This window comes from Methanosarcina barkeri str. Wiesmoor, assembly GCF_000969985.1.
GTDB lineage: Archaea > Halobacteriota > Methanosarcinia > Methanosarcinales > Methanosarcinaceae > Methanosarcina > Methanosarcina barkeri_B.
The window spans coordinates 1,868,945-1,894,946 of the sequence record NZ_CP009526.1 but is presented as its reverse complement, the minus strand read 5'-3'; the positions used below and the strand labels follow the sequence as shown (position 1 = coordinate 1,894,946).

The 26,002-nt window shown below is 38.9% G+C and carries 23 protein-coding genes and 4 pseudogenes; 13 read left to right on the top strand and 14 right to left on the bottom strand.

The window, feature by feature from the left end; translation table 11 throughout:
- Nucleotides 1–11: 11 nt before the first annotated feature.
- Nucleotides 12–710: a methyltransferase family protein gene (locus MSBRW_RS08075; protein WP_011308137.1), complete on the top strand. Its 699-nt coding sequence runs from the start codon at nt 12–14 to the stop codon at nt 708–710.
- Between the two features lie 302 nt (nt 711–1,012).
- Nucleotides 1,013–1,108, top strand: a pseudogene (locus MSBRW_RS24235) (hypothetical protein); the annotation flags it as partial.
- A gap of 231 nt (nt 1,109–1,339) precedes the next feature.
- On the opposite strand, the gene MSBRW_RS08070 reads toward MSBRW_RS24235, so the two are convergent.
- Both MSBRW_RS08070 and tnpB read right to left on the bottom strand, forming a co-directional pair.
- Nucleotides 1,340–1,807, bottom strand: a complete 468-nt coding sequence (locus MSBRW_RS08070; protein WP_011308138.1) for a hypothetical protein — start codon at nt 1,805–1,807, stop codon at nt 1,340–1,342.
- A gap of 278 nt (nt 1,808–2,085) precedes the next feature.
- The gene (gene tnpB, locus MSBRW_RS08060; RefSeq protein WP_048103455.1) at nt 2,086–3,198 is read right to left on the bottom strand and encodes an IS200/IS605 family element RNA-guided endonuclease TnpB; all 1,113 of its coding nucleotides are present in this window, start codon (nt 3,196–3,198) and stop codon (nt 2,086–2,088) included.
- A 260-nt stretch (nt 3,199–3,458) separates the two neighbouring features.
- On the opposite strand from tnpB, the gene MSBRW_RS08055 reads away from it, so the two are divergent.
- Nucleotides 3,459–3,875, top strand: a complete 417-nt coding sequence (locus tag MSBRW_RS08055; protein ID WP_048102992.1) for a universal stress protein — start codon at nt 3,459–3,461, stop codon at nt 3,873–3,875.
- Nucleotides 3,876–4,032: 157 nt separating this feature from the next.
- On the opposite strand, the gene pspAA is transcribed toward MSBRW_RS08055, so the two are convergent.
- Nucleotides 4,033–4,311, bottom strand: coding sequence for a PspA-associated protein PspAA (pspAA, locus tag MSBRW_RS08050; RefSeq protein WP_011308141.1), 279 nt, complete (start codon nt 4,309–4,311; stop codon nt 4,033–4,035).
- Nucleotides 4,312–4,313: 2 nt separating this feature from the next.
- Nucleotides 4,314–5,066 (bottom strand): PspA/IM30 family protein, encoded by a 753-nt coding sequence (locus MSBRW_RS08045; protein ID WP_011308142.1) that lies wholly within the window; start codon nt 5,064–5,066, stop codon nt 4,314–4,316.
- Nucleotides 5,067–5,469: 403 nt separating this feature from the next.
- Between MSBRW_RS08045 and MSBRW_RS08040 the strand changes: the two genes are divergently transcribed.
- The gene (locus MSBRW_RS08040) at nt 5,470–6,207 is read left to right on the top strand and encodes a V4R domain-containing protein (protein WP_011308143.1); all 738 of its coding nucleotides are present in this window, start codon (nt 5,470–5,472) and stop codon (nt 6,205–6,207) included.
- 194 nt (nt 6,208–6,401) lie between these two features.
- Here the strand turns inward: MSBRW_RS08040 and MSBRW_RS08035 are convergent, their stop codons facing one another.
- From MSBRW_RS08035 to MSBRW_RS08015, 5 genes are all read right to left on the bottom strand, one after another.
- On the bottom strand, nt 6,402–7,097 hold the full coding sequence (locus MSBRW_RS08035; protein WP_011308144.1) for a DUF2110 family protein: 696 nt from the start codon (nt 7,095–7,097) through the stop codon (nt 6,402–6,404).
- 57 nt (nt 7,098–7,154) lie between these two features.
- A complete protein-coding gene (locus MSBRW_RS08030) occupies nt 7,155–7,775 on the bottom strand; it encodes a MarR family winged helix-turn-helix transcriptional regulator (RefSeq protein WP_011308145.1) in 621 nt (206 codons plus the stop codon).
- Nucleotides 7,776–8,046: 271 nt separating this feature from the next.
- On the bottom strand, nt 8,047–9,213 hold the full coding sequence (locus tag MSBRW_RS08025; RefSeq protein WP_011308146.1) for a tRNA (guanine(10)-N(2))-dimethyltransferase: 1,167 nt from the start codon (nt 9,211–9,213) through the stop codon (nt 8,047–8,049).
- A 24-nt stretch (nt 9,214–9,237) separates the two neighbouring features.
- Nucleotides 9,238–9,894: a cupredoxin domain-containing protein gene (locus MSBRW_RS08020; RefSeq protein WP_011308147.1), complete on the bottom strand. Its 657-nt coding sequence runs from the start codon at nt 9,892–9,894 to the stop codon at nt 9,238–9,240.
- A gap of 442 nt (nt 9,895–10,336) precedes the next feature.
- Nucleotides 10,337–10,903: a hypothetical protein gene (locus MSBRW_RS08015; protein ID WP_011308148.1), complete on the bottom strand. Its 567-nt coding sequence runs from the start codon at nt 10,901–10,903 to the stop codon at nt 10,337–10,339.
- Nucleotides 10,904–11,400: 497 nt separating this feature from the next.
- On the opposite strand from MSBRW_RS08015, the pseudogene MSBRW_RS24230 reads away from it, so the two are divergent.
- Nucleotides 11,401–11,613, top strand: a pseudogene (locus MSBRW_RS24230) (DUF4277 domain-containing protein); the annotation flags it as partial.
- A 299-nt stretch (nt 11,614–11,912) separates the two neighbouring features.
- Here MSBRW_RS24230 and MSBRW_RS08005 read toward each other — a convergent pair.
- Both MSBRW_RS08005 and MSBRW_RS08000 read right to left on the bottom strand, forming a co-directional pair.
- Nucleotides 11,913–13,145 (bottom strand): MgtC/SapB family protein, encoded by a 1,233-nt coding sequence (locus MSBRW_RS08005; protein ID WP_011308149.1) that lies wholly within the window; start codon nt 13,143–13,145, stop codon nt 11,913–11,915.
- Between the two features lie 714 nt (nt 13,146–13,859).
- Nucleotides 13,860–14,519 (bottom strand): metallophosphoesterase, encoded by a 660-nt coding sequence (locus MSBRW_RS08000; RefSeq protein ID WP_011308150.1) that lies wholly within the window; start codon nt 14,517–14,519, stop codon nt 13,860–13,862.
- A 278-nt stretch (nt 14,520–14,797) separates the two neighbouring features.
- On the opposite strand from MSBRW_RS08000, the gene trmY reads away from it, so the two are divergent.
- From trmY to MSBRW_RS07965, 7 genes are all read left to right on the top strand, one after another.
- Nucleotides 14,798–15,433, top strand: a complete 636-nt coding sequence (gene trmY, locus MSBRW_RS07995) for a tRNA (pseudouridine(54)-N(1))-methyltransferase TrmY (RefSeq protein WP_011308151.1) — start codon at nt 14,798–14,800, stop codon at nt 15,431–15,433.
- Between the two features lie 149 nt (nt 15,434–15,582).
- A complete protein-coding gene (locus tag MSBRW_RS07990; protein WP_011308152.1) occupies nt 15,583–16,878 on the top strand; it encodes a tRNA pseudouridine(54/55) synthase Pus10 in 1,296 nt (431 codons plus the stop codon).
- Nucleotides 16,879–17,026: 148 nt separating this feature from the next.
- Nucleotides 17,027–17,320 (top strand): 50S ribosomal protein L21e, encoded by a 294-nt coding sequence (locus MSBRW_RS07985; protein WP_011308153.1) that lies wholly within the window; start codon nt 17,027–17,029, stop codon nt 17,318–17,320.
- Between the two features lie 657 nt (nt 17,321–17,977).
- Nucleotides 17,978–18,331: an RNA polymerase Rpb4 family protein gene (locus MSBRW_RS07980; protein ID WP_048102997.1), complete on the top strand. Its 354-nt coding sequence runs from the start codon at nt 17,978–17,980 to the stop codon at nt 18,329–18,331.
- Between the two features lie 349 nt (nt 18,332–18,680).
- A complete protein-coding gene (locus MSBRW_RS07975; RefSeq protein WP_011308155.1) occupies nt 18,681–19,403 on the top strand; it encodes a DUF655 domain-containing protein in 723 nt (240 codons plus the stop codon).
- 188 nt (nt 19,404–19,591) lie between these two features.
- Nucleotides 19,592–20,455 (top strand): 16S rRNA (adenine(1518)-N(6)/adenine(1519)-N(6))-dimethyltransferase RsmA, encoded by an 864-nt coding sequence (rsmA, locus tag MSBRW_RS07970; RefSeq protein ID WP_011308156.1) that lies wholly within the window; start codon nt 19,592–19,594, stop codon nt 20,453–20,455.
- A gap of 98 nt (nt 20,456–20,553) precedes the next feature.
- Nucleotides 20,554–21,162, top strand: coding sequence for a HemK2/MTQ2 family protein methyltransferase (locus tag MSBRW_RS07965; RefSeq protein WP_011308157.1), 609 nt, complete (start codon nt 20,554–20,556; stop codon nt 21,160–21,162).
- Between the two features lie 1,190 nt (nt 21,163–22,352).
- Here MSBRW_RS07965 and MSBRW_RS07950 read toward each other — a convergent pair.
- Nucleotides 22,353–23,051, bottom strand: a complete 699-nt coding sequence (locus MSBRW_RS07950; protein ID WP_011308158.1) for an FAD-dependent oxidoreductase — start codon at nt 23,049–23,051, stop codon at nt 22,353–22,355.
- 254 nt (nt 23,052–23,305) lie between these two features.
- Here MSBRW_RS07950 and MSBRW_RS07945 point away from each other — a divergent pair.
- Nucleotides 23,306–24,204, top strand: a pseudogene (locus MSBRW_RS07945) (ISNCY family transposase); the annotation flags it as partial.
- Between the two features lie 321 nt (nt 24,205–24,525).
- Here MSBRW_RS07945 and MSBRW_RS07940 read toward each other — a convergent pair.
- Complete coding sequence (locus MSBRW_RS07940) at nt 24,526–25,125, bottom strand: thiamine-phosphate synthase family protein (protein ID WP_011308159.1); 600 nt, start codon at nt 25,123–25,125, stop codon at nt 24,526–24,528.
- A 488-nt stretch (nt 25,126–25,613) separates the two neighbouring features.
- Nucleotides 25,614–25,966 (bottom strand): annotated as a pseudogene (tnpA, locus tag MSBRW_RS07935) (IS200/IS605 family transposase).
- Between the last annotated feature and the right edge of the window lie 36 nt (nt 25,967–26,002).

The window sequence follows — 26,002 nt, the reverse complement described above, 5'->3', positions numbered from 1 at the left end:
GAGTTAATTGAATGAGTACTGCTGACAAAACCACTTCTAGTCTAAAAATAAAAACTCTGCTTAGCTTTGTAGAGCTGATTGTCATCATCGTTTTGTTCCTTTTCGCTCCTGCAGGTTCATTTAATTTTTGGCAAGCGTGGGTTTATTCAATTATATACGTTGTATCATCAGCGACGATTACGTTTTATTTATGGAAGACAAACCCTGAACTTCTGGCTCGTAGGGTTAATGCGGGGCCAGGCGCTGAAAAAGAAAAAATTCAGAAGATTACGCATTTTTTTGTTATCTTATTATTTATTGCCTTTCTCGTTATTTCCGCATTTGACCATCGTTTTGGTTGGTCGCACATCCCTTTCTGCATTGTAGTTCTGGGAGACATTCTTGTAGTGTCAGGATTTTTTCTACTCTTTCTTGTCTTCAGAGAAAACGCTTTTGCATCTTCAATTGTTGAAGTAACCACTAATCAAAAAGTAATAACAACTGGACCGTATAGTATAGTTCGGCATCCACTGTATGTGAGTGGTCTCATCATAATGTTAGGCACCCCTCTCGCGCTTGGATCGTGGTGGAGCTTACTTATATTCATTCCCCTTACACTGGTAATTATCTGGAGACTTCTTGATGAAGAAAAGTTTCTATCTCAAAATCTACAAGGCTATACAGAATACTGTCAAAGAGTTCGTTATAGATTAATTCCATTTTTGTGGTAAGTTACTTCTATTATCCTAGATTCGGCAGATAAACATATAAGTTAATATAGAACCTATCCCAAAACCAATTTTATCCTCTAATAGATAAAAGTTTCAGAACTATTTTCCGTGATCTGAAAACCATTGATCATTCCCGATTCGACATTTAGAGAAGCGGTTTTTAATTATGGGATAAACTCGTAATTAATTTCCATATTTCTTTTAATTTCCATATTTCTTTTAATTTCCATATTTCTTTTAATTTCCATATTTCTTGATCTTCCATGGCAGATAAAAACAACAGTTGAAGAGTTGAACCCTCAATAAAACGTACAAGATTTTTAGGTCATCTTGGTCTCATTGCTGGAGTTTACCGAGAGCTTGAAGTTGACAAACTGATCGATGAGAAACTTCCTAAAATATGGAAAAAATCCACTGGAAAAATATTGAATCTCATGGGAGAGAAATATGAAAATATATATCTCTAGTTGCGTTAACCTGCCGAATCTAGGACAAAATATAGTAATTTTTAATTTTATGTTCATCACTGGATTTTGATATTGAGTCAGTGAAAGCATAAAATGGTAAAAACGGGAGAGATAAGTCCATTTTTTGTGGAAAGCAAGAAAAAAGAAAAACGTTGACCCTTTTCATACTGGATTTGATGAAACTTCTTCCGAGTTTCCAAACTCAAGCGTCCTTCCGGCTCCATCAATTATTGTCTTTTTTCCGTCCACGTTGATGAATCTCATTGAGATATTTCCATCCGCGCCGTACTTTGTCCAGATCGTGGTATTCTTATCTTCGGACCACATATATTCGAATCTAGAAATGTTTCCTTCAGTACCGGTTTCTAAACAAGCTTTACAGAGAGTTTTGTTTTCAAATTTTTCGGTTCCGGTAATTGTCAAACTCAGGATTTTTCCGGTAGTCGGGTCTTTGACCTGAAGCTGAGAACCTACAGGGCACCAGCTGCCCTCGCCTGAATTAGGAAAACTGACGTTTATTTCTGTCTCATTATTTGAGACCGATAAATTCGTTCTCCCTTTACCGGCGCAACCAAAGCTGAGAAATGCTGCAAGAATGAGCAGGACAACTAAGATTCGTTTTTTTGACAAAATCTACCACCTTAATTCGTGAATTTCAATAAAAATACTCAGGACTTTTCACTCCTATAAATATCTTTCATTTAAATTTCAGATTATACTTTAGAATACATTGAACAAATATTATCCGCTGTTAAATAAAGTATCTGATATGAACGACATCTCCCTTAATTCTTCGCCTTTCGGTTCAGTTTCGGGGGAGAAGCTTCCTGGTTCATTCCTTTCTCTTTTGAGAACAAGTCCCCAGGCCCTTCCCCGCGTTCTGCAGGTGTCAAATAACTATAATAGTGTCAAATAACTATAAGATTTTGATCTTGAAGTGAGAATTTTTTGATATTGATTGCAGCATTAATGTCTCTATCATGTTTTGTTTTACAATCAGGACATTCCCATTCTCTAGCATCAAGAGTCAGATTAGAGTTATAATATCCGCAAACACTACAAAGTTTAGAAGATGGTTCAAATCTTCCTATTCTCAGGATAGTTTTACCGAACCAATCTGCTTTATACTCCAACTTTGTAACAAAACTACTCCATGCAGAATCAATTAGAGCCTGTGCAAGACAGTGGTTCTTCTGCATCCCTTTATTCAGAGTTTCCAGAGCAATAGCTTGGTTCTCGCTAATAAGTTTAGAAGAGAGTTTATGCTGGAAATCATTTCTCTGATTGCTTATTTTTTCGTGGAGTTTTGAAAGTAACAGTTTCGCTTTCTCTCGATTTTTAGAACCTTTAACTTTTCTACTTACTCTTTTTTGCAGAACTTTCAACCGGATAAGAGAATTTTTCAGGTATTTAGGGTTCTCAACCTTTTCACCTGTAGAAAGAACTGCAAAATCCTTGATACCAACATCTATTCCCACTGTAGTAGATTCTGAGAATTCCTGTTTTACAGGGAGTTCTTTTCCGTCTTCAACAAGAATACTGAGATAGTATTTTCCTGTGCAGGTCTTTGATATGGTTGCTGTTTTCAGAGTGCCTTCAAACCGCCTGTGAAGAATTGCTTTAACTTCTCCAATTTTAGGAAGTTTTACAAGACTCTTTTCAAAATCTACTGTATAATGTTGTGGCATTTGATATGATTGAACAGGATTTTTCTTAGATTTGAACCTGGGAAATCCTTTCTTTTCCCTGAAAAACCTGGTAAAAGCTGATTCCACGTTTACTAAACATGCCAACAAAGACTGAGAATTAGCTTCTTTCAACCATTCATTAGCAGGTTTTACTTCATGAACTAAAATTCGTTGTAAGTCAAACCGTGAGATGGATTTATTGTATTGTTCATAAGTTTTAATCTTCTGTTCTAAAGCCCAATTATAGACAAATCTACAAGCTCCAAAATGTACTTTTATAAGTCTTTTCTGATCTTTGTTGGGGTAGACTCGGTATTTATAGGCTTTTAACATCCGAGAGTAATAGAGTTTAAAAAAATAAATAATTTTTGTTAAAGAGTATTCTTTGAACTTGACGGCTTTCATCCCCCACCTGCCACCTGCCGGTTCTCAACGGAAGCTGGCGAAGAAGGGGATTTCACGCATTAGAGTTAAATTTTAAGGTATATTACTCTAGAATAAGAATAGATGAATTTTAAAGCAAGGATAAAATATATACCTTTATCATATCATAAAAGGGAGCGGATAGAACGGAAGTAAGTCATTTCAAAAGAATTCTGATTGCAACCGACGGCTCGGAAAATGCAGAAAAAGCAACTTCTTATGGAATGAATCTTGCAAAGATGGCTTGTGCTGAAGTGCATGCCCTTTATGTAATTTCAACTCAGCATGCATTAGCTACGCGAACAGTTAAAGGTTGGAGCGAAGGACTGGAAGAATATCTTAAGAATCAAGGAAAAGCTGCAATTGGCGATGTGGAAAAAATGGGAGAAAAAACCGGGGTTAAAGTCAAGCCCGTATTCCTGAAAGGCATTCCTACTGATGAGATCCTTGAATATGCCCAGGAAAACAATATTGACCTTATAGTAATGGGCACACATGGTCTTACAGGTATCAAAAAATTCCTAATTGGCAGTGTTGCAGAAAAGGTCGTAAGGCATTCAAGGATTCCAGTAATGGTTATTCGGTGAACGCAGGCCTTTAGGGCCTGCTATTTCTTATTATCGGTGCCGAAAAATTATTTTTTTTAGATTCATTCTTTAATTTGTTAGGGCTTGTTCTGAGATTTGTTCTTAATTGTTCGTAGATTTTTTAGGGCTTATTATTAATTGTTCTTAGGTTACAGCTTCAATCCTCAAAGATTCCTGCGCCTTTAAACACGTCTTTTGCTTCCTCAAGGCTTAGGTCCTCAGGGGGTACGATAATGTCGGATTCCAGAAGCTCTTCCGCTTCAATTGGCTCCCCTTTTTCTTTTATTTTGGAGATCAATCTGGCAAGTTCGCTTCGGAACTCCTCGACTTTTCCTTCCTCAACAAGAACAACGATCCGGTTATCAATCTGGTTCAGTTCGTCACAGAGAGCTTCAGGTGCCCTGTACTGGCCTTCACCCATAATCCTGATTATCAACTTCAGACCTCCTTTCGTTCTTCCGTGCCTTCTTCTCCGGTTTTCGCTTTTTCAGACCCTTTTCCAGACTCGGCCTTAAGCCTAGCGAGTTCGGATTCTACATTACTCTGGGCACTGATTTTTGAAAGTTCCCTATCAATTTCGTCCCTGCCGCCTGTAAGGTCTTCGAGTGTGCCAGCTTCCATAAGTTCGTCAATCGCCTCAGCCCGCGCTTTCATTTCTTCGGTTTTATTTTCGGCCCTTTCGAGCGCAAGGCCTACATCTGCCATTTCTTCGCTGATACCGGTAACAGATTCGTTTATTTTCACCTGGGCCTCAGCAGCTGAATACTGAGCTTTAACCGACTCTTTTCGAGTCCTGAAAATCTCCACTTTCGTTGAAAGGCGCTTTTCCGAAGCTATCAATTTTTCTTGCTGCTTCTCAAGCTCTGCAATTTCCCTATCGATCCCTTCGACCTGCTGTGCAAGGGCTGCTTTTCTCTCTAGGGCCAGCCTTGCGAGATCCTCACGGTCAGCGGCAACTGCATCTTTTGCCTGCCTTTCAAGCTTGTCTATATTTTGAACCAGTTTTGCACGCTGGAGCTGGAGGCGCTTTTTTGAGCTTGTAACTTCCGCAACTCCTCTCTTTACGTTCTGGAGAAGTTCGAGCTGCTTCTCATAGGAATAGTCCAGCGTTTCCCGTGGGTCTTCCATCCTGTTAAGCACTGTATTCATCTTCGATTTTAATACTGTCTCCATCCTTTTGAATAATCCCATGTACTTTCCCCTTTGCTTTTTTTAAAGATCTCAAGTCAAATAGATCTGCGGTTTCCATTCTTTCTTTATTATTTCTAACAAATTCTTTCCGGCATTTCATCCGGTATTTATGGTATACTTGCTGTCTATTTGTTTTCGTTAGAAATATAATAATTAGCTTACCTATATTCCTACTTATAAATCATTCTCCCTAATCAAATATTTCTCTTTTTTGAATAAGGTATACTTCTCCCCAAATATTTATTCCCAAATCAAACTTTCCTTTCCCAAACAAAATATTTCACTTTCGAGTTAACTTATATAATCAAAAAAATTTATAAATTCGTAAATATATATACTATGAGATTATTCGTGGGCGTGCGAACGATTTATATATTCTAAATGCAACTTATCTAAAGATATTATGGCAAAACCTGAGACTAAAACAGAATTTTTTTACAATGACAAGGGACTGGTAGCAATAGGCAGTCCTGTTAAACTCCAGATCCTTAATTTGCTCAGGGAAGAACCCAGGTCGTTTGATGAAATCGTAAAATTTACAGCAAAAGCCAAATCAACTATTTCCGTACACCTTAACAATCTAAGGTCATGCGAGCTTGTGGAAGAAAACTTTGACCCAGGAGATCGCCGCCGAAAGATTTATTATCTCACTTCCCGCTACATGGGCTGTTCTCAGGAGCCTTTTATTGAGAATTACAGAAGTTTACTGGACAAGGTTCCTTCATGCGGAAACGACAGGTTCTGTTTCACAGAAATCCTGCTCCATGCGCTTTACTTTGGCTTTGAAGCATATGGGATTGATAATACCCCTGTTGTAAAAATGATAGGAAACGATCTAGGAAGGTCTATTTCTCCCATTTTTGAATCCGAAACGCCTGAAGAACTCCTGAGGGAAATCGGGAATTTTCTGGAATTCCAGGGGAAATGCAGGGTTACCGTACTTGTGGACATCCCTGCTCTCCAGGTTGAAGATAATTTCAAAGCCAGATCAATACCTGTAATCGGAAAACCCTTTTGCACCTTAACAGAAGGCATTATTGAAGGAATTCTTAACGGAAAGCTCGAGAAGGAGTACAGAGTTACCGAAACCGAATGTTACGGATCAGGGCATGAACACTGCCTTTTTAAGATAACAATATAAATTTCTTTACTACATAGACAGTATTACATATAAATTATTATTAGTATATGTATTATTATTAGTAACTCCGCATTTTAAGCGGCATTGTATTCTCAAAACTGACTGACTTATAAAATTATTCCCAAGCCAGCTCTTTTTCGAGCTTTGTCCTATTTTTCGAGCTTTATCCTATTTTCACTGTCAGAGTACAGCTATCAGTGAGCAGTCCCGATTACGACTCCCATCTCGGATTTCAGACGAGGTCCTATTGCTGCAACTATACCAGGCCCATCGGTTTTTTCCCGGCACACGATTGCATGTTCCAACAGCCCCAGGCGCTCAATTTCGTAAATGTCCCTTCCATGGCCTGTTTTTTTAATTGCACTTTTGATTTCTGAGCGGGTTGCCCCATTAACAGTTACCCTATCAGTAGCTGCCTTTATCCAGCTCCACCAGATATCAAGCTGCTTTTTGGTGAAGCGGGCTTTTAAATTCTTATTAGCTTCAATAATCTCAATCTCAACCGGCAAATGGGGAATAAGGCCGAATCTAGAAGCAAGCTGTTTTGGCTTTCCGCTGCCCAGAGCTTTCAGTTCCTCGGTTTCAACTTTTACAGGCACCCCAATATTGACCAGAAAAGCTTCCTCTCCGAAGGCCTGAAGAAAACCCATGTAAATCTTTCCGGGTTCAGCTTTTTTTGCAGGCGTCCCGTATCTTGAAGTCAGCAGATTCGCAGACACTTCCTCATCCTCGCCTTCAAGGGTGAACTCTGTCCAGTTTTCAGGGGTAATAGAAATCTCAAATTTTACTTCAAGGTCTTTTAATTCATTCTCAACAAGAGTTTTCAAAAGTCCAGCCATCCTTTCCCGGTTCTTTCCGTAAATATGCTGGAGGGTTACAATTTTTATCATATTTTTTCCTACCAATTCTCTCTTCTGCTTTGTTTTTACCGGGAACTGAACAATTCCTCAGCTCCTGAGGTAAGCTTCCAGAAGCTTTTCACTTTCTTCCAGGGCTGAGATCACAGTCTCATTAATGGGGCTTTCTGCCCTTTCAATCTGGTTCTGGAGTTTTTTAATGTCCCGACTATAAGGGCCAAGTTTCCGGGAAATCGTATCCTTACTATCTCCCTGCTCTACTGCATCCTTATGGATACTTTCGATTTTGTTCCTGAGTTTTTGAATTTTCTCATAAATTTCAGTACTCAGAGGGTCAAGCTCTTCTGCCTGTTCAGGTTCTTTAGCGCCTTCCTTTTCTGCAGTTTCTTCCCTTTCAGGACCTGTATCTCGGGACTCCTCTTTCTTATCCTTCAAAGGCTTCTCTTCTATTAAATCCTTGAAATCTTTAAGAGCAGCTTCGACCTCTCTTCCATATTCTGTCAGTTCGACAAACTTTATCCGCCCCTCAAATGTGAATCGTATAAGTCCGCACTGTTCCATTTTCGCGAGGATCCTTGTTGTATGAGCAAAGGTGGAGTCTATCTCTTTAGAAATAACAGACGCATAGGTTTTCCCCATTGAGCCTATAAACAGTAGCGCACGAGTGGGTTTTTCCTGCAAAAACAACTTTTCTGGATTTTCGTCGGACATAATATCACATTGGAATTTCTCTAGCGGGTTACTTCTGGATCTGAGTCAAAGCACTTTAAGTATCCTTCAATGGTTTATATAATACTGGGATTTTTTAGTGGTTTATATAATACTGAGAATTTTAGTGATTTATATAGTGGTTTATATAATACTGGGATTTTTTAGTGGTTTATGTAATACTGGGATTTTTAGTGATTTATATTTTTATATAATACCGAGCCAATCCCTAATCTTTACTTTTACCTCTGAATTTCATTTTTATCTGAGGAACTCACCATGAAAGTGCCCTGATTATTTCCTTAATTTCTGTAATAGGCGCATCGGTTCTGAATGAAGTACCGCTGAAATGAGTCCTTGATGCTTCAAATCCGTGGGCCTTAAGGGCCTCTATCAAGATTTCTATTCCGGTTGCAGAAGCTCCAAGTTCTTTACAGATCACATGCTGGTCATAGAACATCGGTATATCGAGTTCGTCCCTGCAGAAAGTAATTATTTTTTTTGCTTTATCCTTTGTGTTTAGAGGATGCATTTCAAGTTCGGAAATAACCTCATCACAGAATGCCTGTTCCCTGAATGGCCCAAGCCATAGAGGGCCTGCAATTTGTGTGAAAGACCCACAAACAGGGCATTCTTTTTCGATATGTACTGCAAGTCCGTATACAGGCCCTCGAAACCCGCATTTTGGACAATGAATGCTAAAGCCCATTGACTTTAGAGTTCGGTCAGTCTGTTTTGTTCCAGGAAGAACCTCGAGATATGTGCGAACATAGTGGCGCGTCACATGGGAAAGCAAGGGCAACATTCCTTTTTCATGCTTTGCAAGCTCTCTGGCACAGGCTCCCAGGAGAACTCGAAGTCCCATTTCACTGTGATATTCCGTGTTAAGAGGTACAGATGCATATTTCCGTATCCCGGCTTTCAGGTGGGCCCCGCATAAGGGAGCCGTATCCGTTGCTGTAACCGACAGCATACCCCTGACCGAGGCCGATGCTGCGTCCAGGAAGGGCGCAGGAGTGCCAAAAGGGTCAATGTCCACAATATGGTATTTTTGCTCGTGAAGCAGTACATTTGCACTCTTGCGGGTAGCCAGGGTATTTTCTTCAAGACCGTTAATTTTGCTATTTTCCTTTATAAGTTCAAAAGCTTCAGGACTCCAGTCATTCATAGTCGCATGGATCCCTACTTCGCCTGCAATCCGAAGCCCTCTTATCCCTGACGCTGAAAAAGCGTCCACATAACGGACTTCTTCCCTGAGAAGCTCTTTTTTCGCAAGAAGCCTTTCCACAAATGCAGCCGTAGCTGCAACATTAATATCGCGGTTAAGCTCCATCTCCGGATTGTAAAAAACCGGAGCTGCCGAGGGAGGGAAGGTTGCATCCGGAGGCGGTACCGGAACTGAAACCTTTGTTGTGCCTTCGACTATAGTTTTATATATCATTTGAAACTGCTATACTTTGGGATCTTATTTTACAGTGATGGTCGTCTGCATTTTCGGATATCCTTTTGCACTGAAATTGTAGCTTCCTGGCTCATTGAACGTATACTCCAGAGCATTTCCATATGCGAGCCTTTTATCCTCGAAAAGGTGCTCCTGGCTGGTCAGGGTAAGAACACTGGACTCCTGGTAATTTCTCCAAACAACCGTATCTCCGATATTAATTTTCAGGCTTGAAGGAACCATAAGATAATTCTTAAGCCTCACAAGGTGTGACGTCGGTACGGTTCCGCCAGGCTGGATGGCTCCATTTTGCCCCCCTTTCCCATTCCAGACTTCTGTTTGCTCCATCTCGGGCTTATTAGGTATTCCAGAAATTTCTGCTTTTTCTAGAGTGTCCAATTCTACCTGTGTTCCCATTTCTGCCGGTGTTTCAAACTCTTCCTGTGTTTCCGTTTTTTCCGTTGTCCACGTTTCCCCTTCAGTTTCCGTCTCTTCTGGAGTCCACGTTTCTTCCTGCATTCCTACAGGTGTTCTTACTTCTCTTTGTCTTTGCGAGCCTCCTGAACTGCCGCCTGCCTCCCGGTCTTCTTCCCCATTCTTCTTCTCCTCTTCCGAGCTCAAGCAGCCTGATATTATTACTGACAGGGCTATCAGGAGTAAAATTATTTTTTTTGTTGCCAATCCCCTTCCCCTTATGCTAATCTACACCTTTTGTATTCCCAATTTAATATAAGCCATTTATAAATAATAATGCTTTCTTAGAACAGTCCTTTAAGTCGGAGTTATTTTTGAAGCAAATGTATGAATTTCGGATGATAAGCACTGATCCAGATCATATAACAAGAACTAATAATAAGAAACTAATTTTAGTGTTACTTTGCATATTGTTTGAAAATGTAACTCTAAAGGTCTTAGAAAGCCTTAGAAAATGCCATGCATACTTAAGAAAAAGCAAATTAAGATATACGTTTGTCCAGAAAAACCCTTATTAAAAATTTGAAAAATAGGTTGCCAGGAAATATTATCGGCCAAAATTTATTGGCCTTTCCTGCAAATAGTTAGAACATTCATCAAGCCTGATATTCCCTGAACTTTCGACTATTCAATTTTTAGAAACTATTTCTCAGGGTTCATCAACACTAACGGTGACATTCATTCTGGACTGGCCGACAACATTGAAGTGGTAGTCTCCGGTCTCGTTGAAGGTATATGTAAAAGCACGTTTGTACGCAAGTCTTGTATTCTCAAAGAGCTTTTCTTCACTTACGAGGGTAAGGATCCTTTTTGGGCTGTCTTCCATATTTATCCAAGAAGCTGATTCTCCCTTTTTTATTTCAAGACTTGAGGAACTTACTCTGTTATTGATCAGTCTTAACATATAGGGAGTTTGCTTAATTTCAGAAGTTGAGATATTGAGTCTTCCATTGCCTTCCGAAGTTACATCGTCTTCCGAAGTTACATTGTCTTCCGAAGTTACATTGTCTCCCGAAGTTACGTTTTCTTCCGAGGTTACATTTTCTTCAGGGGTTACATTTTCTTCCGGTGTATCTACAACAGTTGTATTTTCCACAGGAGTTACGGTTTCTTCAGGGGTTGCATTTTCTTCTGTTGAGGGCTGTTCATTCCCTGTGCATCCTGAAAGTAAAACGACGCCGAATATAAGAAGCAGCACAATTATTTTTGTTTTCATATTATTCCTCACATCTTGCGATTGTGAAATTTAGGAAATCAACAGATCAAGTCAAAATCTTATATAATTTTAAGCTAATATTCAATTTGAAGCTTAACCATTTAGATTTTATTGACCCTTATTAACCTCTATTAGTTTTTGTTTAATCTTAATTTAACCTTTATTGACTTTTTGAGGGCTCAGTACTTCTTATTATTATAGTATACAGTATTTTTTAAGGGAATTTCAAATCTTATTATTCTTTTTTAAGATAGTCCATACTTATAAATGTATTTTCCACCTTCAGTTTTCACTTTTCAAAATACTTTTTACTTTTTGATGAGTTTTTAAAGCCCATTTTACTTTTTAGTACATATTTTTAATACTACATCGCACTTTCCGCAGCAAAATTTCCGCATTTTCTATTTTTGAATCCTCCAATTATTTTTTATAAACCTCCTCTCCTTTTACCTTGATGACTCTCTCCTAGCTCTGAATCCACAACTCATCCTGCCATTATGGCTTTATTGCTGGCGTATTTAATGAACTTGGTATTTCAGGCAATTCATTTTGGTCATAATGGCCTTACTGCTGGCGTATTTGACGAACTTGGTATTTCAGATATGATTGACGCTCTCCTCCTCAAGAAAAGAAGTGGTCACAACATCTCTCATTCTACTGTTGTTCTTAAGGCAATGTTCCTTAACGTTTTAGGGTTTACTGAGCACCGTCCGTGGTTTTCAAAAATCCATTTCGGACATACTTTGAAACCAATGCATTAGATGAGGAAACAATTAATTAAAGCACTGAGATTGAGAGGAGAAAAATACGAAAAATATTATGTGTAAAAAAAATAGTGCGGAAAGTAGGCTACATTTTACTTTTTTCAAATTATTATGTTCTTAGTAAGTACTCATACTAAAGTTCCTTAGCTTAATTGTGAGCCCTAAAAATTAGGTATGAGACAATAGTAAGACCTGAGAGACAATAACAGATTATAATGTAAGCAGAAATCCATGTCAGACCCTGTTCACACTAAGTTCCATAAAAGTAAAGCAAGGATCCCTAAAACTGTAATTATCCCGAAAGTCCTCTTTGCAAGAGCAAAAAGGTTGGGAGAACCGGAGATTTTCGAAAGCAGGATCTTGTTAATCGTGCTAATCAGGCTTGCAAGCACTGCAGTGTTCGCCGCGGTTGCATAAGAAATATTTCCACTTACTGCAAGTAAGGTTACCGAAACAATCACTCCCGAACTGCTAACAAGAGCGCCGAGGGCAGTGACGTAAATGCCGGCAGTTCCTGCGACTTTATAGGCAAAGCTTCCTACTATCAGAATGACGGTAAAAGCAAAGCCGAATTTAAACGCCTGTCCAAGTGAGAAAGGGGATTCAATTTTAAGTTCTCCTCCATCTACTGGACAGAATTTTTTGTCATACCTGAGAACTATTGCTACGGAAGCAAGGATGACCACTGCCTGGGGAGGAAGCATACGAAGAGTTGTCTGGCCAGTCGGGTCAACAATCAGGGCTAATACAAGATTCCGGATGAGCATGGAAATATTACAGAGCAGGATTCCGGTAAGCACAGGATCAGCCATTTCATCCACTCGTTTTGAGATACCTGCAAGCGCGGCTGTTGTTGCCTCACTGTTCACAAAGCCTCCTACAAAGCCTGAATAACAGATTCCCCGCTTTGTGCCGAACTTTCTCAGGAGCACATAACTTAAAAAACTGATAAGAGAAACAAGAATTACAATAAGTATTGCAGACCTGAAATTTATAACTCCGTAAAACTCCCTATCCGGCACCACTGGATACAGTATAAAAGTCACGGCCAGAAACTGTACGGCATTATAGAGTTCATCCTTAGTCAGGTTTCCTGCAAACTGGTGAAGAGGCTGTTTCTGGATTAGAAGAAAAGCCACAACTATTGAAGAAATAATAGCAAACAGGCCATAATCATAGCCAACAAGTACTCCCATAACGAAAATGAAAAAAAGACTGATAGGACTAGTGACTCCTATCCGTTTAAAGAGGAATATCTTGGAATAGGTGATTATGCAGCAGATTGCTCCGAAAAAGAGCGCAGCTACATAGACAAAACCCGGCCCTTTTGACTCACTTACGAAAGCAGCTAACATACCTGTTATACAGGTTATGCTGTAGGTTCTCACCCCGGCAAAAATTTCATGTTCAGTGCCTCTATGTTCCCTTTCTATACCTACCATTATCCCTATCAAAAAGGCTATAGCAAGTTTTGTCATGAAATCCAGAAAAACCGGATCAAAACCAAACTCCTCTATGACGTCCGTAGCTCAACCTCTACAATTTTTCGGTTTATAAAATCCAGAGTCAAGTTCCAAGAAACTTCGAATAATGTTTCTATTAAATCTCTATTAATATTTCTAAGACTTATTTAAGTATTCTATTTGCCCATTTGCTCCGATATCTACCATTTAATCCTTTTATTTCCGTCTCTCAAAGCGCTTTTAATCAAACATCAGCTTTTTTTATACAAGTATATAACGAAAGCAAGTCAACGAAGACAACTCAACGAAGACAACTCAACGAAGGTAAGTCAACGAAGACAACTCAACGAAAGCAACTCAATGAAGGTAAAGTCAATGAAGGCAACTTAACGAAGACAACTCAACGAAGACAACTCAACGAAGACAACTCAACGAAAGCAAGTCAATGAAGGCAACTCAACAAAGGCAAATGAATAATTGTGGGTTAGCAAAATGGATTTTTCCTTAAGGTAAAGTAAACAGAGTGAACCAAAATAAAATATAATTATACAGTATGGATTTTCCAGGTAATGAATTTAGTCCCTGAAAATAGGAAAAGGTTCAGAGTGTATTAAGCCTGTGTAATATTCTTTCAGGCAACTGCTACACCTGATATACCTGGGAAAATTTTCCAAACCTGACTGAAGCTGATTAGAACTTGAGGTTTGGGCGTTATTGAATTTTGTTATTTTACACCTCTATAAATTCAACCTCAATAGGTTTGTTTTCCTCCTTTTCTCCGAGAGTTATCAGTGTGCAAGAACCTTTACAGGCTTCACCAGGGTTTACCACTACAGTCTTTCCAACCTGCTCCAGACCTTTTGCCTCATGGATGTGCCCGCAGACGATAAGGTCAACCCGGTCAAGGTATTTCTGGATAGCCTTGCTGCCCACGTGTCCTAAAGGAAGTTCATCCCTTGCACCGTAAGGCGGGGCATGTGTCAGAAGTACTATGGTGCCGCAATCTTTGTCATTTTCGGCAGAGCAGACCATTCCTTCAAGGACATTTTCAATTTCTTCTTCGGATAACTCAAAGGGCGAATTGAAAGGGGTGGGATTTGAGCCTCCCAGACCTATAAACCTGATATTTCCTATCTGTTCGGCTTTTCCGTGCAAGTTAGTAGCCTTAGAAGCGTCAAGGGCTTTTAAGATGCTCTTATAGTCGCAATTTCCTGGGATCGCAAGTACAGGTTTGTCAAACATTTCCATCAATTCTTCAACCTTCTCATCGGGCCCAAAATTGGTAATGTCCCCAACAATGACTACAAGGTCAAAATCCCCTGCCTTTTCAATCATTTCCGCTATCTTCGAATAATCTCCATGGGGGTCAGAAATAGCCAGTATCTTCATTCTTATCAGGTCCTGTTATTCATAATCCTGTTATTCATAACTATCAGTAAGGGTCTTATTACTCACGCTTGTTTGTAGAAGTCTTATTATTCATAATTATTCAAAAAGATCTTGCCATGTATTTTTTGTAAGCTTTTTTTCTAACAAGGTTTTTTGATAAAACTTTTTTGGAAAAAATATTTTTGATAAAACTTTTTTGGAAAAAGTTTTTTTGACAAACCTTTTTCCCAAAAAAGTTTACGTACATCTTTTATACCTCTTGCGTAAATATAGTGCCCATGCGCGATATCGTTATTATAGGGCATAAAGCATATACAAGCGGCGACTTTACATTAAATGATCTTCCAGGTTCTGCGGGAAGAATGGATATCCTTTGCCGTTGCGTGAGTTCTGCCCTTTTTCTCTCTTTCGGAATGCGCAGGGACGTAAATGTACACCTGCTCCTTCTGGGAGAACCTGATCCCGGAAAAATCATAAGGTTTGAAGGACTGCACCTGAGATACCTTAACCCGGACGAGCGGAGCAGTGGTTCACTTATCCAAAAAGCCCTTCAGAAGAACGCAAACGAACAGGATATCCGTTCCACTCCAGGTGTCTGGATTCGCCGAGGAGATCTAGATTCCCTGCTCTCAAAATTCGAGGGCCGCACTCTGCTCTACCTGAGAGAAGATGGAGAGGATATCAGAGCAATTGCAAATGAAATCCGCGATCCGGTCTTCATCCTTGGAGACCATTTAGGAGTTACTGAAGAAGAGGAAGCACAGCTCCTTAAGGCAGGGGCGAAAATTATCTCGGTAGGTCCTCTTTCCCTCCATTCTAATCACTGCATAACCCTTATACACAATGAACTGGACAGGGCTGAGGCTGAAAGGGGAGAGTTTCCCGGAGAAGCTGACAGCAGGGTCGAAGATTGAGTGGTAACATATTAAGTGATGGCCAGATAAGTGACGACCAGAAGCATTAAGAGATGATCAGAAGCTTTTATCCCTTTACTTATCCCTTAAGTTTATCACTCATTCCCAGGTCTATTTCCCGAACAAAGAGCTTAAGAAAGTGAAAGAAAATGGATGTACTCGAAATTTCAAAAAAGATTCTGCATGAAGGCCCGATATGTGATCACTGTCTGGGCCGTCAGTTTGCAAAATTATCCACAGGCCTGAGCAACAGAGAACGTGGGCAGGCCTTGAAACTCGCCCTTGTCCTTGAAGGGGATCGTATTTATAAAGCTGAAAACGATGATTCCCTTCTCAAAGAACTTGCTCCTTGCAGTGTATTTGCAAGAAAGGCTCTTGGAATAGAGGGTGAAGACGAACAGTGCTGGGTCTGCCTTAATCAGTTTAAAAAGCTGGATGAATGGGCCGATGAAGCTGTAAAAGCCCTTGAAGGGCTAGAATATTCTACCATTCTTGTAGGCACAAAGGTCAGCGGGCTTCTGAGTGAAAACGAGGAGATGCTTTGGGCTGAGGCCGGAACTGCATACGCTGAACAGCTAAAGACCGAGCTGAACAGGGAAGTTGGCAAGCGGATAGCCGAAAAAGTCCAGAAAGATGTGGATTTCGAAACCCCTGATATTACAATTACCCTTGACCTCGCAAAAAACAAGCTTGATCTCCAGCTCCGCTCGGTATATATTCTAGGGCGCTACCGCAAACTTATCAGGGGAATTCCCCAGACGCGCTGGCCTTGCAGAAAATGCAAGGGCAAAGGATGTGAGAGCTGTAATTTTACAGGGAAACAGTATCAGGAATCCGTAGATGAGCTTATAAAAGGGCCTGTAGTTGAAGCTTTCCAGGCCGTTGATACGGCTTTTCACGGCTCTGGCAGGGAAGATATCGATGCCCTGATGTTGGGAAGCGGCAGGCCTTTTGTAGTAGAAGCAAAATCTCCTGTAAAGCGAAGCACAGACCTTGAAGAGCTTATGCGAAATATTAACGAGAAAGCTGCCGGAAAAGTTGAGGTAAGAGAGTTTTCCTTCACTGGAAAGGATATGATTGAGACTTTGAAAAGCTCAAAGGCGGATAAAACTTATAAGCTTAAAGTTACATTTAAAGAGCCTGTTTCGGAGGAAAAGCTTAAATCCAGCCTTGAGGCTTTGAATGGCATAGAGATCTCACAACAGACTCCAAGGAGAGTAGTTCACAGGCGGGCTGACCTTGTCAGGAAAAGACATGTGCACAGCATCAAGCTCGACGAACTGACAGACGAAGGTTACGCTTACATAACAGTAAACTGCGAAGGCGGGCTGTACGTAAAAGAGCTCGTTTCCGGAGATGAGGGCAGGACAAACCCGAACCTGAGCGGACTTTTAGGGATTCCTGCGCTTGTGGAAGATCTTGATGTGGTCAACGTCGATATTTAAACTCAATCTGAATCAGATTTATTTAATATGTAGGGTCAGGAAAATACTGCCTGACTGAACGTCTTATTTAAATAATATCCATCTTATCTAGAGAAAAACTGTATATACTATAGACTAATTAATCGAGCATTCTAAGGAGGAACATGCGATGACAAACTCCCACGGCGAAAAACGCTGCACAAGGTACAAATTACAGAAGACAGTTCGTGAAAGAGGGATTTCCCCTGTAAGCAAGGCAATTCAGGAATTCGAAGAAGGGCAAATGGTTCATATTGACATTGACCCGAGCATTCAGAAAGGCATGCCTAATCCAAAATTCCAAGGTTCTACCGGAAAGATTGTAGGACAGCGCGGTCGTTCGTACATTCTTGAAGTCCGCAGCGGAAATGCGATGAAGGAAGTTATCTCTCTCCCTCAGCACCTTAAACCGCAGAAGTATTAATTCACATTCCAGGCAGTTAGGTTGTAAAACCTAACTCATTTTACCTGAGTTTACAGTATGCAGGCTTTTGCCGTAGGCTCGGTCTCATGCAAGGTATTTTTGAGAACTTGTAAGTGTAGGGGCCTGTAATTATATGTATAAAACTCAATGCCCCCTGGAAAGCTGCTAATAGGAGAGGGGAAATTAAAGAAAACTGATTTTAAAAAACTTGTCTCGTATCCTGATATGGGGATTTATTATCCTAATATGATAATTTCTTATCTCAAAATGGTGATTTACTAACCCGACATAGTGGTCTATTATTCTCGATATGATAATTTATTATCCCGATGTAGTGATCGCTGATCTCAAGATAGGAATATCTATAATTATATATCGTTTGTCAGACATATACCTGATCCAGATCAGGAAAAGATTATTCGGAACAATTTCAGATTATTAATAAATACGATCGAATTTCGTGCATAACGACAATCTGAAGAAGGCCTATCCATGAGAATAGGTAAGCAACCTCGAAGCCAGTTCAGATTTCCGGATACTGACAGGCAGAAATTTACTTGCCAGAAACTCCTGTAGAATTGAAGAGTGATCTGAAGAAACTACTCAGCAGGGAATGGCAAATTGTTACAACTTTTAAGTCGAAAAGAGTGTATTCCAATGATAGTTAAGGAAGTCCTCAGTGAAGAATTATTGACCTTGGCCGAAGTCAGAGAACTACTTACCAGGATCACCGAAGAGCGCAGAGAGAAGGGGCTTGAAGTCGGATATGGATTTAGAAAAGCTCTCCGCCATGCTGAACAGTTCTCAAAGATCAGTGGAGAAAAATCAAGGGAACTGGTTAACAAGCTGTTAGAACTCGAAAAAATGAAGCCTTCAATTGCTATCAGGATCGCAGATATTCTGCCTCAATCCAGGGACGAAATCCGATCAATCTACGCTAAAGAAAAATATACCCTGAGCAATGAGGAGCTTGATCAAATTCTCGATTATGTGCTGGAAGCTATTGAATAAAACTGGGACGTAAAGGGAATAACCTATATAGAAGTTTTCATCTTCTTATTTATAAGGGAAGTATCCGAGACTTAGAATACTTTAAAATGTCAGGGAGCGCCTGACCAAAATTCAAACACAGAGGACTCTTTGGGTTTTGAATATATAGAGTCCGGGGATGCCGGTTACAGGGTAGTCTAAAGTTTTACATGACATATAGAAAGAACACCAGAAATTTGTGAATTGTCGACAGTTCCGATTAATGAATAGGTTCCAAACCGGATGGAAGCAGGTTGGACATATCAGGATTAGGCAGATCCTGAACACAGATTTCTGTGGGATTTCAGATTAATTGATAGGATGGGTGCTGATGAGAGTAGATAAGTCGCAATCAGGTAGACCGTACGCTGGCAGATCAGCTGCTGAAAAACCTTCTTATGGCGGCAAGCGTCCGACAGGCAAACCGCAATCCGAGAGACAATCAGAAAGAGCCCCGCGCTCATCCAGAAAGTCCCAGGAAAGCTCACAGGAAAGAGAGGAATATACATGGGTTCTGGACTATCTCCCATATGGGAAATCAGTTGACGGTGCCGCCGCATATCAGAAAAAACCTCTTGTTCAGGCTGTGGGAGATAAAAAATTTACTCTTATGGAGCTTGTTCCCAAAAATGGTGTGATTCCTCAGATCCAGTCCAGAGTTTATATCGGATCTGGAAACAGAGATGAAATCGACCACGTAAAACAGAGAATAGGCTACTCGGATCTTACGACGGGGGCGAATCTCGAATTGCCTTTTATCCTTGAGGCTTGTGTGAGGTATCAGGAAACGCGCTTTGTAAAGTTTTTCAACGAGGCCCATTCCATAACTACCCGTCTGCACATGCTTGACCTCCTTCCCGGAATAGGCAAAAAACTCATGTGGTCTATAATTGATGAGCGCAAAAAAGGAGACTTCAAGAGTTTTCAGGATATCCGGGAAAGGATTCCAAGCCTGCATGACCCGGCTAAAGTCCTTGCCCACAGGATTGAAGATGAACTCAAGGATGATTTCATCAAGTACAGGCTGTTCACAGCTCCACCGCGCCGACAGTAAGCCAAGTGCCGACAGTAAGCCGAGCGAGATGAACTCTCTAGGCTCTATTTTTTCCAGTATGGCTCTCAAAGCTAACTTTTTCAGTTTTTGATTGTCGTCATTTTAATTATAGTAATTCCGTATTAACTAAAAATTCTATTATTAACCAAAGATTCCGTGTTAGATCAAAGTACTCAATTTACTCAGCAATGTACTCAATTTATTCAGGAGGTTTCAGTCTGGTTCGTTCTCTTCTTAAAAAATATAATATAAAAGGAGGCACTTTTGATCAGCATTTTCTGGTCGATGCAGGCTATCTAGACAGAATAGTAGCTGCTGCTGAGCTTGGGCCTAAGGATGTAGTTCTTGAAATCGGTGCAGGTGTCGGAAACCTGACTGAAAGGCTTGCAAAAAAGGTAAAAAAAGTAATTGCAATTGAACTCGACCCTGTCCTTGTCAGAGTTCTCCATGACCGTTTCGATAAAGTAGGAAATATTGAGATTATCGCCGGAGATGCCCTGAAAGTCGAGTTTCCGGAATTCGATAAGATCGTCTCAAATCTTCCCTATTCTATCTCTTCTGAGATAACTTTCAAGCTCCTTCGCCATAAATTCAAACTTGGCATTCTCATGTACCAGTACGAGTTTGCAGCTCGGATGGTTTCCCAGCCTAACTGCAAAGATTATTCACGCCTTACGGTTGATACCTGCTATTTTGCCGACGCTTCTATTTTGATGAAGGTCCCAAAAAGCGCGTTTCAGCCGGCACCTGAGGTTGATTCTGCAGTTATTAAACTCGTTCCCCGCCCAGTACCTTTCGAAGTCAAAGACCAGGCTTTTTTCATGAATTTTGTTTCTGCAGTCTTCAGCCAGCGTCGGAAAAAATTGAGAAATGCGATCCTGAACACAAATTATCTACTCAAAATTCCCAACATTAAAGAGGTGATTTCCCGGCTCCCTGAGGATATGATGAGTAAGCGCGCTGAAAACCTGACTCCTGAAGAGCTTGCACAGGTTGCAAATCATATAATTGATTTAAAGACGTCAATTCTTGCAAATGAATTAAATGAATAATAAAAACCAAGACTAATAGGAATTAAGAACAGCAACGGACTAAGAATAATAAAAGACTAAGAATAATAAAAACTAAAAATAATAAAGAACTCAAAATTATGGTTGAAATCGAATACAGAAAAACTAGAATTAAGCTAGGGGACACGGACCTGGTCTATGAGCCTGCAGAGGATTCTTTTTTACTTGCCGATGCCGCCCTTAAAGACGCAAAACCAGGTATGCGCATCCTTGAAATCGGAACCGGGTCTGGTTTTGTATCTTCTGTACTCCTTACAAATCTGAAAGAAATTTATCTTGTCGCTACGGAAATTAACCCCCATGCCGCACGCTGTGCAAAAATGAACGGCGTGAAGGTTATTCGTACTGATCTTTTTAAAGGGATAAAGTCTAAAAATCCTGAAAATCTTTTTGACCTTATCCTCTTTAATCCTCCGTATCTACCCACCTCGGAGGAGGAAAAAGTTCCTGGTTGGCTTAACTACGCTTTTGACGGGGGAATCAGTGGAAGAGACACTCTAGATCGATTTCTAGACGAAGTAAGAGATTATCTCAAGCTGGGAGGAGAGATTCTTGTGCTTATCTCCTCTATTACAGGGTTGGATGCTGTTAAGGCGAAAATGGAGAAGCTGGGGTTTGAAGTAGAAGTTGTAGCGAGGAAAAAGGTTTCTTTTGAAGAGCTGATGGTTGTTAAAGGTAAACTTTTGTGACCAAGTCTACCTCAAAACTAATATTATGTTGAAATAATAAATATTATATTTTTTTATCCCCTGGAATGCTGATATTCCATAGAAATCCATAGAACCCTGTTTTTTTCTTCCACAGAATCCACATACAGATCTCGCTTGATAAACTTATCTTCTAACGCAGTTAATCTGTGCGGAAATACAGGTTCAAAACTCTTTTCAAAAAACAGATGGGAACAACTAACTTTATTAACTATTTTCTCCTTTTACACTGAGGGGATGAAATATGTCACGTACTAATTTATGGGAAAACTTCTGGGATATAATGAGTGCGTTAATAATAACGATCATGATATTAATTGGAATTGCCAATTTATTATGATTATCAAAGCGTCCACCATTTTTTATTTTTTGCTCTTCTTTCAACATTCTGAAAAGTAATACTTTAGGGAAAATGATTTTCTTTACTTATTCTACAAAAATATAGTTTCCATTTAAAGGGTTTACAAGAAATAGCAACATACTAATGTTGCTATTTCTTTGATTTGGAGATTGTTTTTCAGTGTTTTATCCCAATCATTAAAATCTACAAAGTTTTAATGACCTTTTGGGATGGATATGCAAAAATATCTATATAACTAAATTGTATAATTTATAAGGAACGTAAAAGAGTTTAAAATATGATAGGAATGAATCCGAAAATATTTGCTAATTTGGAGTTTAGTATAAATAATTATGATAGTAACGGTCCTTTTTCAATCGGATTCAAGATGTTTTTATTTGGTTTTGCTTTAATATTTCTGGTTTTTTTCTACTCAAATTTTGGAGTCAACTATGAATCTAGACCACTAAGTCCAGAAAGTAATGCTAAACGGATACTTCTTAGTATAGGTATAATTGTAGCTATCTTAGGTTTAATTACTTCGATAGTAAGTGCGTGAATGAACAATTAAAAATGGAAGTGAATAGGCAGTATTGCAATTTTGCTGTAAACCCTAATTATTCTGTACTTGTTTCTTCACCACAATAATAGAGGTTTCAGCCCCTTATTACTGTATAGATTTTAGGATAAAAACTCTGTGTTTTGTAATTTTACAGAATTTCCAATGCACTGCCAAAATATTTTTCAAATTAATTCAATCTTTTTAAAAAATGGATATAAAGATTCTATACATAGATTACAGACAGAATTCCCCGAATTAAAGACTATATAATCACTTATCGCTGGGAAAAATTTCTCGCTTTATCTGTTCCTCTGGTACTTCAAGCTTTTTTAAAAGAGATACCATTGAATTTACCATTTCCATTGGGCCACATGTAAAAAATATGCGTTTCCTGTAATCTGGGATATATCTCTGGATCATCTCGGCATTGATCCTACCAGTAGTTCCCTTCCAGGTAAGTTCAGGTTTAGTAATTGTATCAATTACTTTTATGTTAGGATTTTCTTTCTGTATAAGTTCCAGTTCGTCCTTGAAAGCTATGTCAGTCTCATATCTATTAGAATAAATTAAAATTATGTTACAACTAATTTTTTTATCGATGGAATACTTGATTATACTCCGTAGTGGGGTTATGCCTATGCCTCCAGAGAGCATACCTATATTATTGTATTCTTCCTGAATAGTGAATTTCCCGTAAGGTCCGTTTATGACAACCCGATCGCCAGATTTCAGTTCTGTAAGCGCATTTGAAAACGGATGGCCTGTTAGCTTTTTAGTGATCTCAAGAAAATCTTCTGTAGGGCTACTGGACAAGGTAAAAGGTTTTTTCATCTGAATAGACTTGTCACTTAAGTCCAGGACAACATATTGGCCTGGCAGGTAACTAAATCCCTGAGGTCTTTCAAATCTGAAACTCTTTACATCAGGTGTTCTTTGAATAATTTCAATAACTTTGGTTTCAAAAAGCATTTTTCTCACATTATTAGGCTATTTAATATATTCTACAAATAAAAGATTCAGTTCCAAAATCTAGTGATAAAAGTAAGTGTAACATCACTACATAAATTTACAATTCTGTAATTATGTAATGATGTTACAGCACAACGATGGTAACTATAAATCTTAATCTTAATCTTAATCTTAATCTTAATCTTAATCTTAATTTTAATCTTAATCTTAATCTTAATCTTGATCTTAATCTTAATCTTAATCTTAATAACTTTTTGGAACTCCCTGTTCTCTTAAACCTTTTTGATAATTTCGACAATGATTACGAATATACTGTAAAAGGAGTTTTTCGTAGAAAACTTCTCCAGCTTGCTCTATTTGTAATACTCGTATGGCTCATAATGACTAAAATTCATACACCAAACAAGGTCTTGGAGCAATCAAGATTGGAAGATATAAATGCTCAAATTGTGGTAATACATGCGAAGAAGACCACAGTTTGGAAGATCTGAAAACTTTACTTTTTGATTCATTCAATGATTTTTTCCAGTTTCTCAGATATTATAACGTTTCTTATGATGGAATTTCTGATATAATGGCCTTTATACTTCCAAGATCAAAAAGCACTATTTTTAGAGCATTCAACGAAAAAATAGAAAAGAAGAATGTTCCAATCTCAGGAAATATACGTATAGTGCATTATGACAAACAGCATCCAAAAGAAGGAAGATGTCAGAAATACCGTTTAACCTTACTTGATGCAAAAACTCAAAGAGCAATAACGGATGAACTTTTCGAAGATAAAAGTCCAGAAACCATCAAAAAATTTCTACAGAAAAATCTCGATTCATCAGAGCCTGTGTTTATTGTTACGGATTTTGATAAGAGATATCCTGAAATCTTAAAGGAAATTTTCGGGGATAAGTTAGTGCATCAATACTGTTTGATGCAATTAAACAAACTTATAGTTAGTGATTTTCCAAAGAAAATAACTATTGAACAGAAACTATTGAAATACAGATTATTGAATATATTTTATAGCCGTGAAAATGAAATCAAATTTCTGGAAAAACTTCGATTTAAAGAAGTTGAAGTAATTAATAATGAAGAAAAGCATTTAGAATGGGTTAAAAAGGCAAAAAATGAAAAGACTAAATTTACTAAAGAAACCAAAAAAGTCATGTCTGGAATTGTTCAGATTATTTACTCCATTTAAGCTGTAGTAAGTTATTTTGATAGAAATTTCACTTTGAAAAAGAGCGGAACGTATCGATATATCACAAAAATTTAATATTGTGTAAAGCGAACAAACCATATATCTCAATATGGATTTCAAAGCCTGAAATTCCAATCTCCGGATGTCGGTTTATATTGAAAAGCCGAAAAATCGGTTTCCTTCACTACTTACGGGAGGAGAGGGCTTCTACAATCCTTTTTCCTCTCCTCCACACTTTCTTTACCATTCCCTGCTTTTTCTCCTCAAGGCCTTTTCTTTTTATCTCATTCCTTGTCCTGATTCACGGTAGCTTCTGGCAAGCTCACAGATCTGTTCTGCAACCTCGAGAGGGTCTTTTCCTACAAGAATACTCACCGGCTCTTTCCCAACGGCACCTGTCTCATAAAAGACCCTGGGCATTTTTCCTCCTGTAACCCGAACAGCCTCTTCAACCATCCAGGAGATGGCCTCCCCTTCTGCATCCTTCATATTCTCAGGCTCAAAGCTCCGGTCTACAACTGAAAAGTCCCATCCCTTTTCCTTACTGTAAGCTTTTAAAAACTCGGCAATTTCCAGGTTATTTGCAAAATCTATAATAGACCTTATCTCAGAATCTTTTTTCCGGATTTCCAGCAGAAGGTGTGCCATATAGCCAGAAGCCCCAAATTTTATTCTTCCTATAGCTTTCGGAAAACCGTCAACTACCGAAACTCTCCCATCGACTGCAAGAACATCTTCAGGAGTGGTTGATTCTTTAGAGGCATAAACAAAATTTGTTCGAACTTCGGGAATCAAAGCTGAGAATTCCTTACAGTCTTCTATTTGTTCAAGCCCAAGATATAAACGCCCTATCATGTCTACCTTTTCGTTAAGATCCATAACACCATGACTCCCCAACCGTGTTTTATCTTATGATATCTCCCCACATCTGCAGGCTTTAGCTGTAGTCAGTCAGACAATAGCATGTAAAGCAAATTACAGGAAATTAGCAATTGTGATTTTATTTTTATTTAATATATATTTACTCAACATATACTTAGTCAGGAAGAGGGAAGGAAACTTAAAAACGAGAACACAAACAATCTAAAGTTTTGGGATCTACTCTGTTATAAACTGGAAAATTAGCTGCAAAAAGAGATTACAAAAAAGAGGTTACAAAAAAGAGGTTACAAAAAGAGATTACAAAAAGAAGTTACAAAAAAGAGGTTGTAAAAAAGAGGTTGCAAAAAGTGGGTATCGGATTGATTAGAGACTTTAAAAGCTAACTTGAGATCCTCAAAGTAGGCTTTGTGCACAAAATAGGGAGTATTTATATGAAGAAGCGTAAAACCCCTAAGTCTTTAGCTTAGGGGATATAAGCGTCAACTTCACCCCTGATTTCGTATATAATATTCTACCGCCTCTTTACTAACATTTCCGATTGTAGATGCAAAATATTCCTCACTCCATAACGTATTTTCATCCCAATAATACTTTTCCAGATATTCTTTTTGTGTTTTCCATAACCCGTTCGTAGATTCTTGTTTCAATTTTCTGACAATAGATAAAACACTAACTTTTGGTTCACTCTTAATCAATAAATGAATATGGTGTCAGTTTCCATTTCAAGGATTTCAAAGTTAGACTTTTTTGAAATGTCAATCATAATCTGTTTGAGTTCTTCGCTAATTGGTTCAAGTATGACTTTTCGGTATTTGCAAACGAAAATAATATGATACATTAACAAAAACTTGCTATGATTCCTTGTCTCGCATTT

Bases quoted from the DNA above. Each gene is read 5' to 3' on its own strand.
- MSBRW_RS08075 (WP_011308137.1), top strand. From the start codon at position 12: ATGAGTACTGCTGACAAAACCACTTCTAGTCTAAAAATAAAAACTCTG.
- tnpB (WP_048103455.1), bottom strand. From the start codon at position 3,198: ATGTTAAAAGCCTATAAATACCGAGTCTACCCCAACAAAGATCAGAAA.
- MSBRW_RS08045 (WP_011308142.1), bottom strand. From the start codon at position 5,066: ATGGGATTATTCAAAAGGATGGAGACAGTATTAAAATCGAAGATGAAT.
- MSBRW_RS08040 (WP_011308143.1), top strand. From the start codon at position 5,470: ATGGCAAAACCTGAGACTAAAACAGAATTTTTTTACAATGACAAGGGA.
- MSBRW_RS08035 (WP_011308144.1), bottom strand. From the start codon at position 7,097: ATGATAAAAATTGTAACCCTCCAGCATATTTACGGAAAGAACCGGGAA.
- MSBRW_RS08030 (WP_011308145.1), bottom strand. From the start codon at position 7,775: ATGTCCGACGAAAATCCAGAAAAGTTGTTTTTGCAGGAAAAACCCACT.
- MSBRW_RS08025 (WP_011308146.1), bottom strand. From the start codon at position 9,213: ATGATATATAAAACTATAGTCGAAGGCACAACAAAGGTTTCAGTTCCG.
- MSBRW_RS08015 (WP_011308148.1), bottom strand. From the start codon at position 10,903: ATGAAAACAAAAATAATTGTGCTGCTTCTTATATTCGGCGTCGTTTTA.
- MSBRW_RS08005 (WP_011308149.1), bottom strand. From the start codon at position 13,145: ATGACAAAACTTGCTATAGCCTTTTTGATAGGGATAATGGTAGGTATA.
- MSBRW_RS08000 (WP_011308150.1), bottom strand. From the start codon at position 14,519: ATGAAGATACTGGCTATTTCTGACCCCCATGGAGATTATTCGAAGATA.
- trmY (WP_011308151.1), top strand. From the start codon at position 14,798: ATGCGCGATATCGTTATTATAGGGCATAAAGCATATACAAGCGGCGAC.
- MSBRW_RS07990 (WP_011308152.1), top strand. From the start codon at position 15,583: ATGGATGTACTCGAAATTTCAAAAAAGATTCTGCATGAAGGCCCGATA.
- MSBRW_RS07985 (WP_011308153.1), top strand. From the start codon at position 17,027: ATGACAAACTCCCACGGCGAAAAACGCTGCACAAGGTACAAATTACAG.
- MSBRW_RS07980 (WP_048102997.1), top strand. From the start codon at position 17,978: ATGATAGTTAAGGAAGTCCTCAGTGAAGAATTATTGACCTTGGCCGAA.
- MSBRW_RS07975 (WP_011308155.1), top strand. From the start codon at position 18,681: ATGAGAGTAGATAAGTCGCAATCAGGTAGACCGTACGCTGGCAGATCA.
- rsmA (WP_011308156.1), top strand. From the start codon at position 19,592: ATGTACTCAATTTATTCAGGAGGTTTCAGTCTGGTTCGTTCTCTTCTT.
- MSBRW_RS07965 (WP_011308157.1), top strand. From the start codon at position 20,554: ATGGTTGAAATCGAATACAGAAAAACTAGAATTAAGCTAGGGGACACG.
- MSBRW_RS07950 (WP_011308158.1), bottom strand. From the start codon at position 23,051: ATGCTTTTTGAAACCAAAGTTATTGAAATTATTCAAAGAACACCTGAT.
- MSBRW_RS07940 (WP_011308159.1), bottom strand. From the start codon at position 25,125: ATGGATCTTAACGAAAAGGTAGACATGATAGGGCGTTTATATCTTGGG.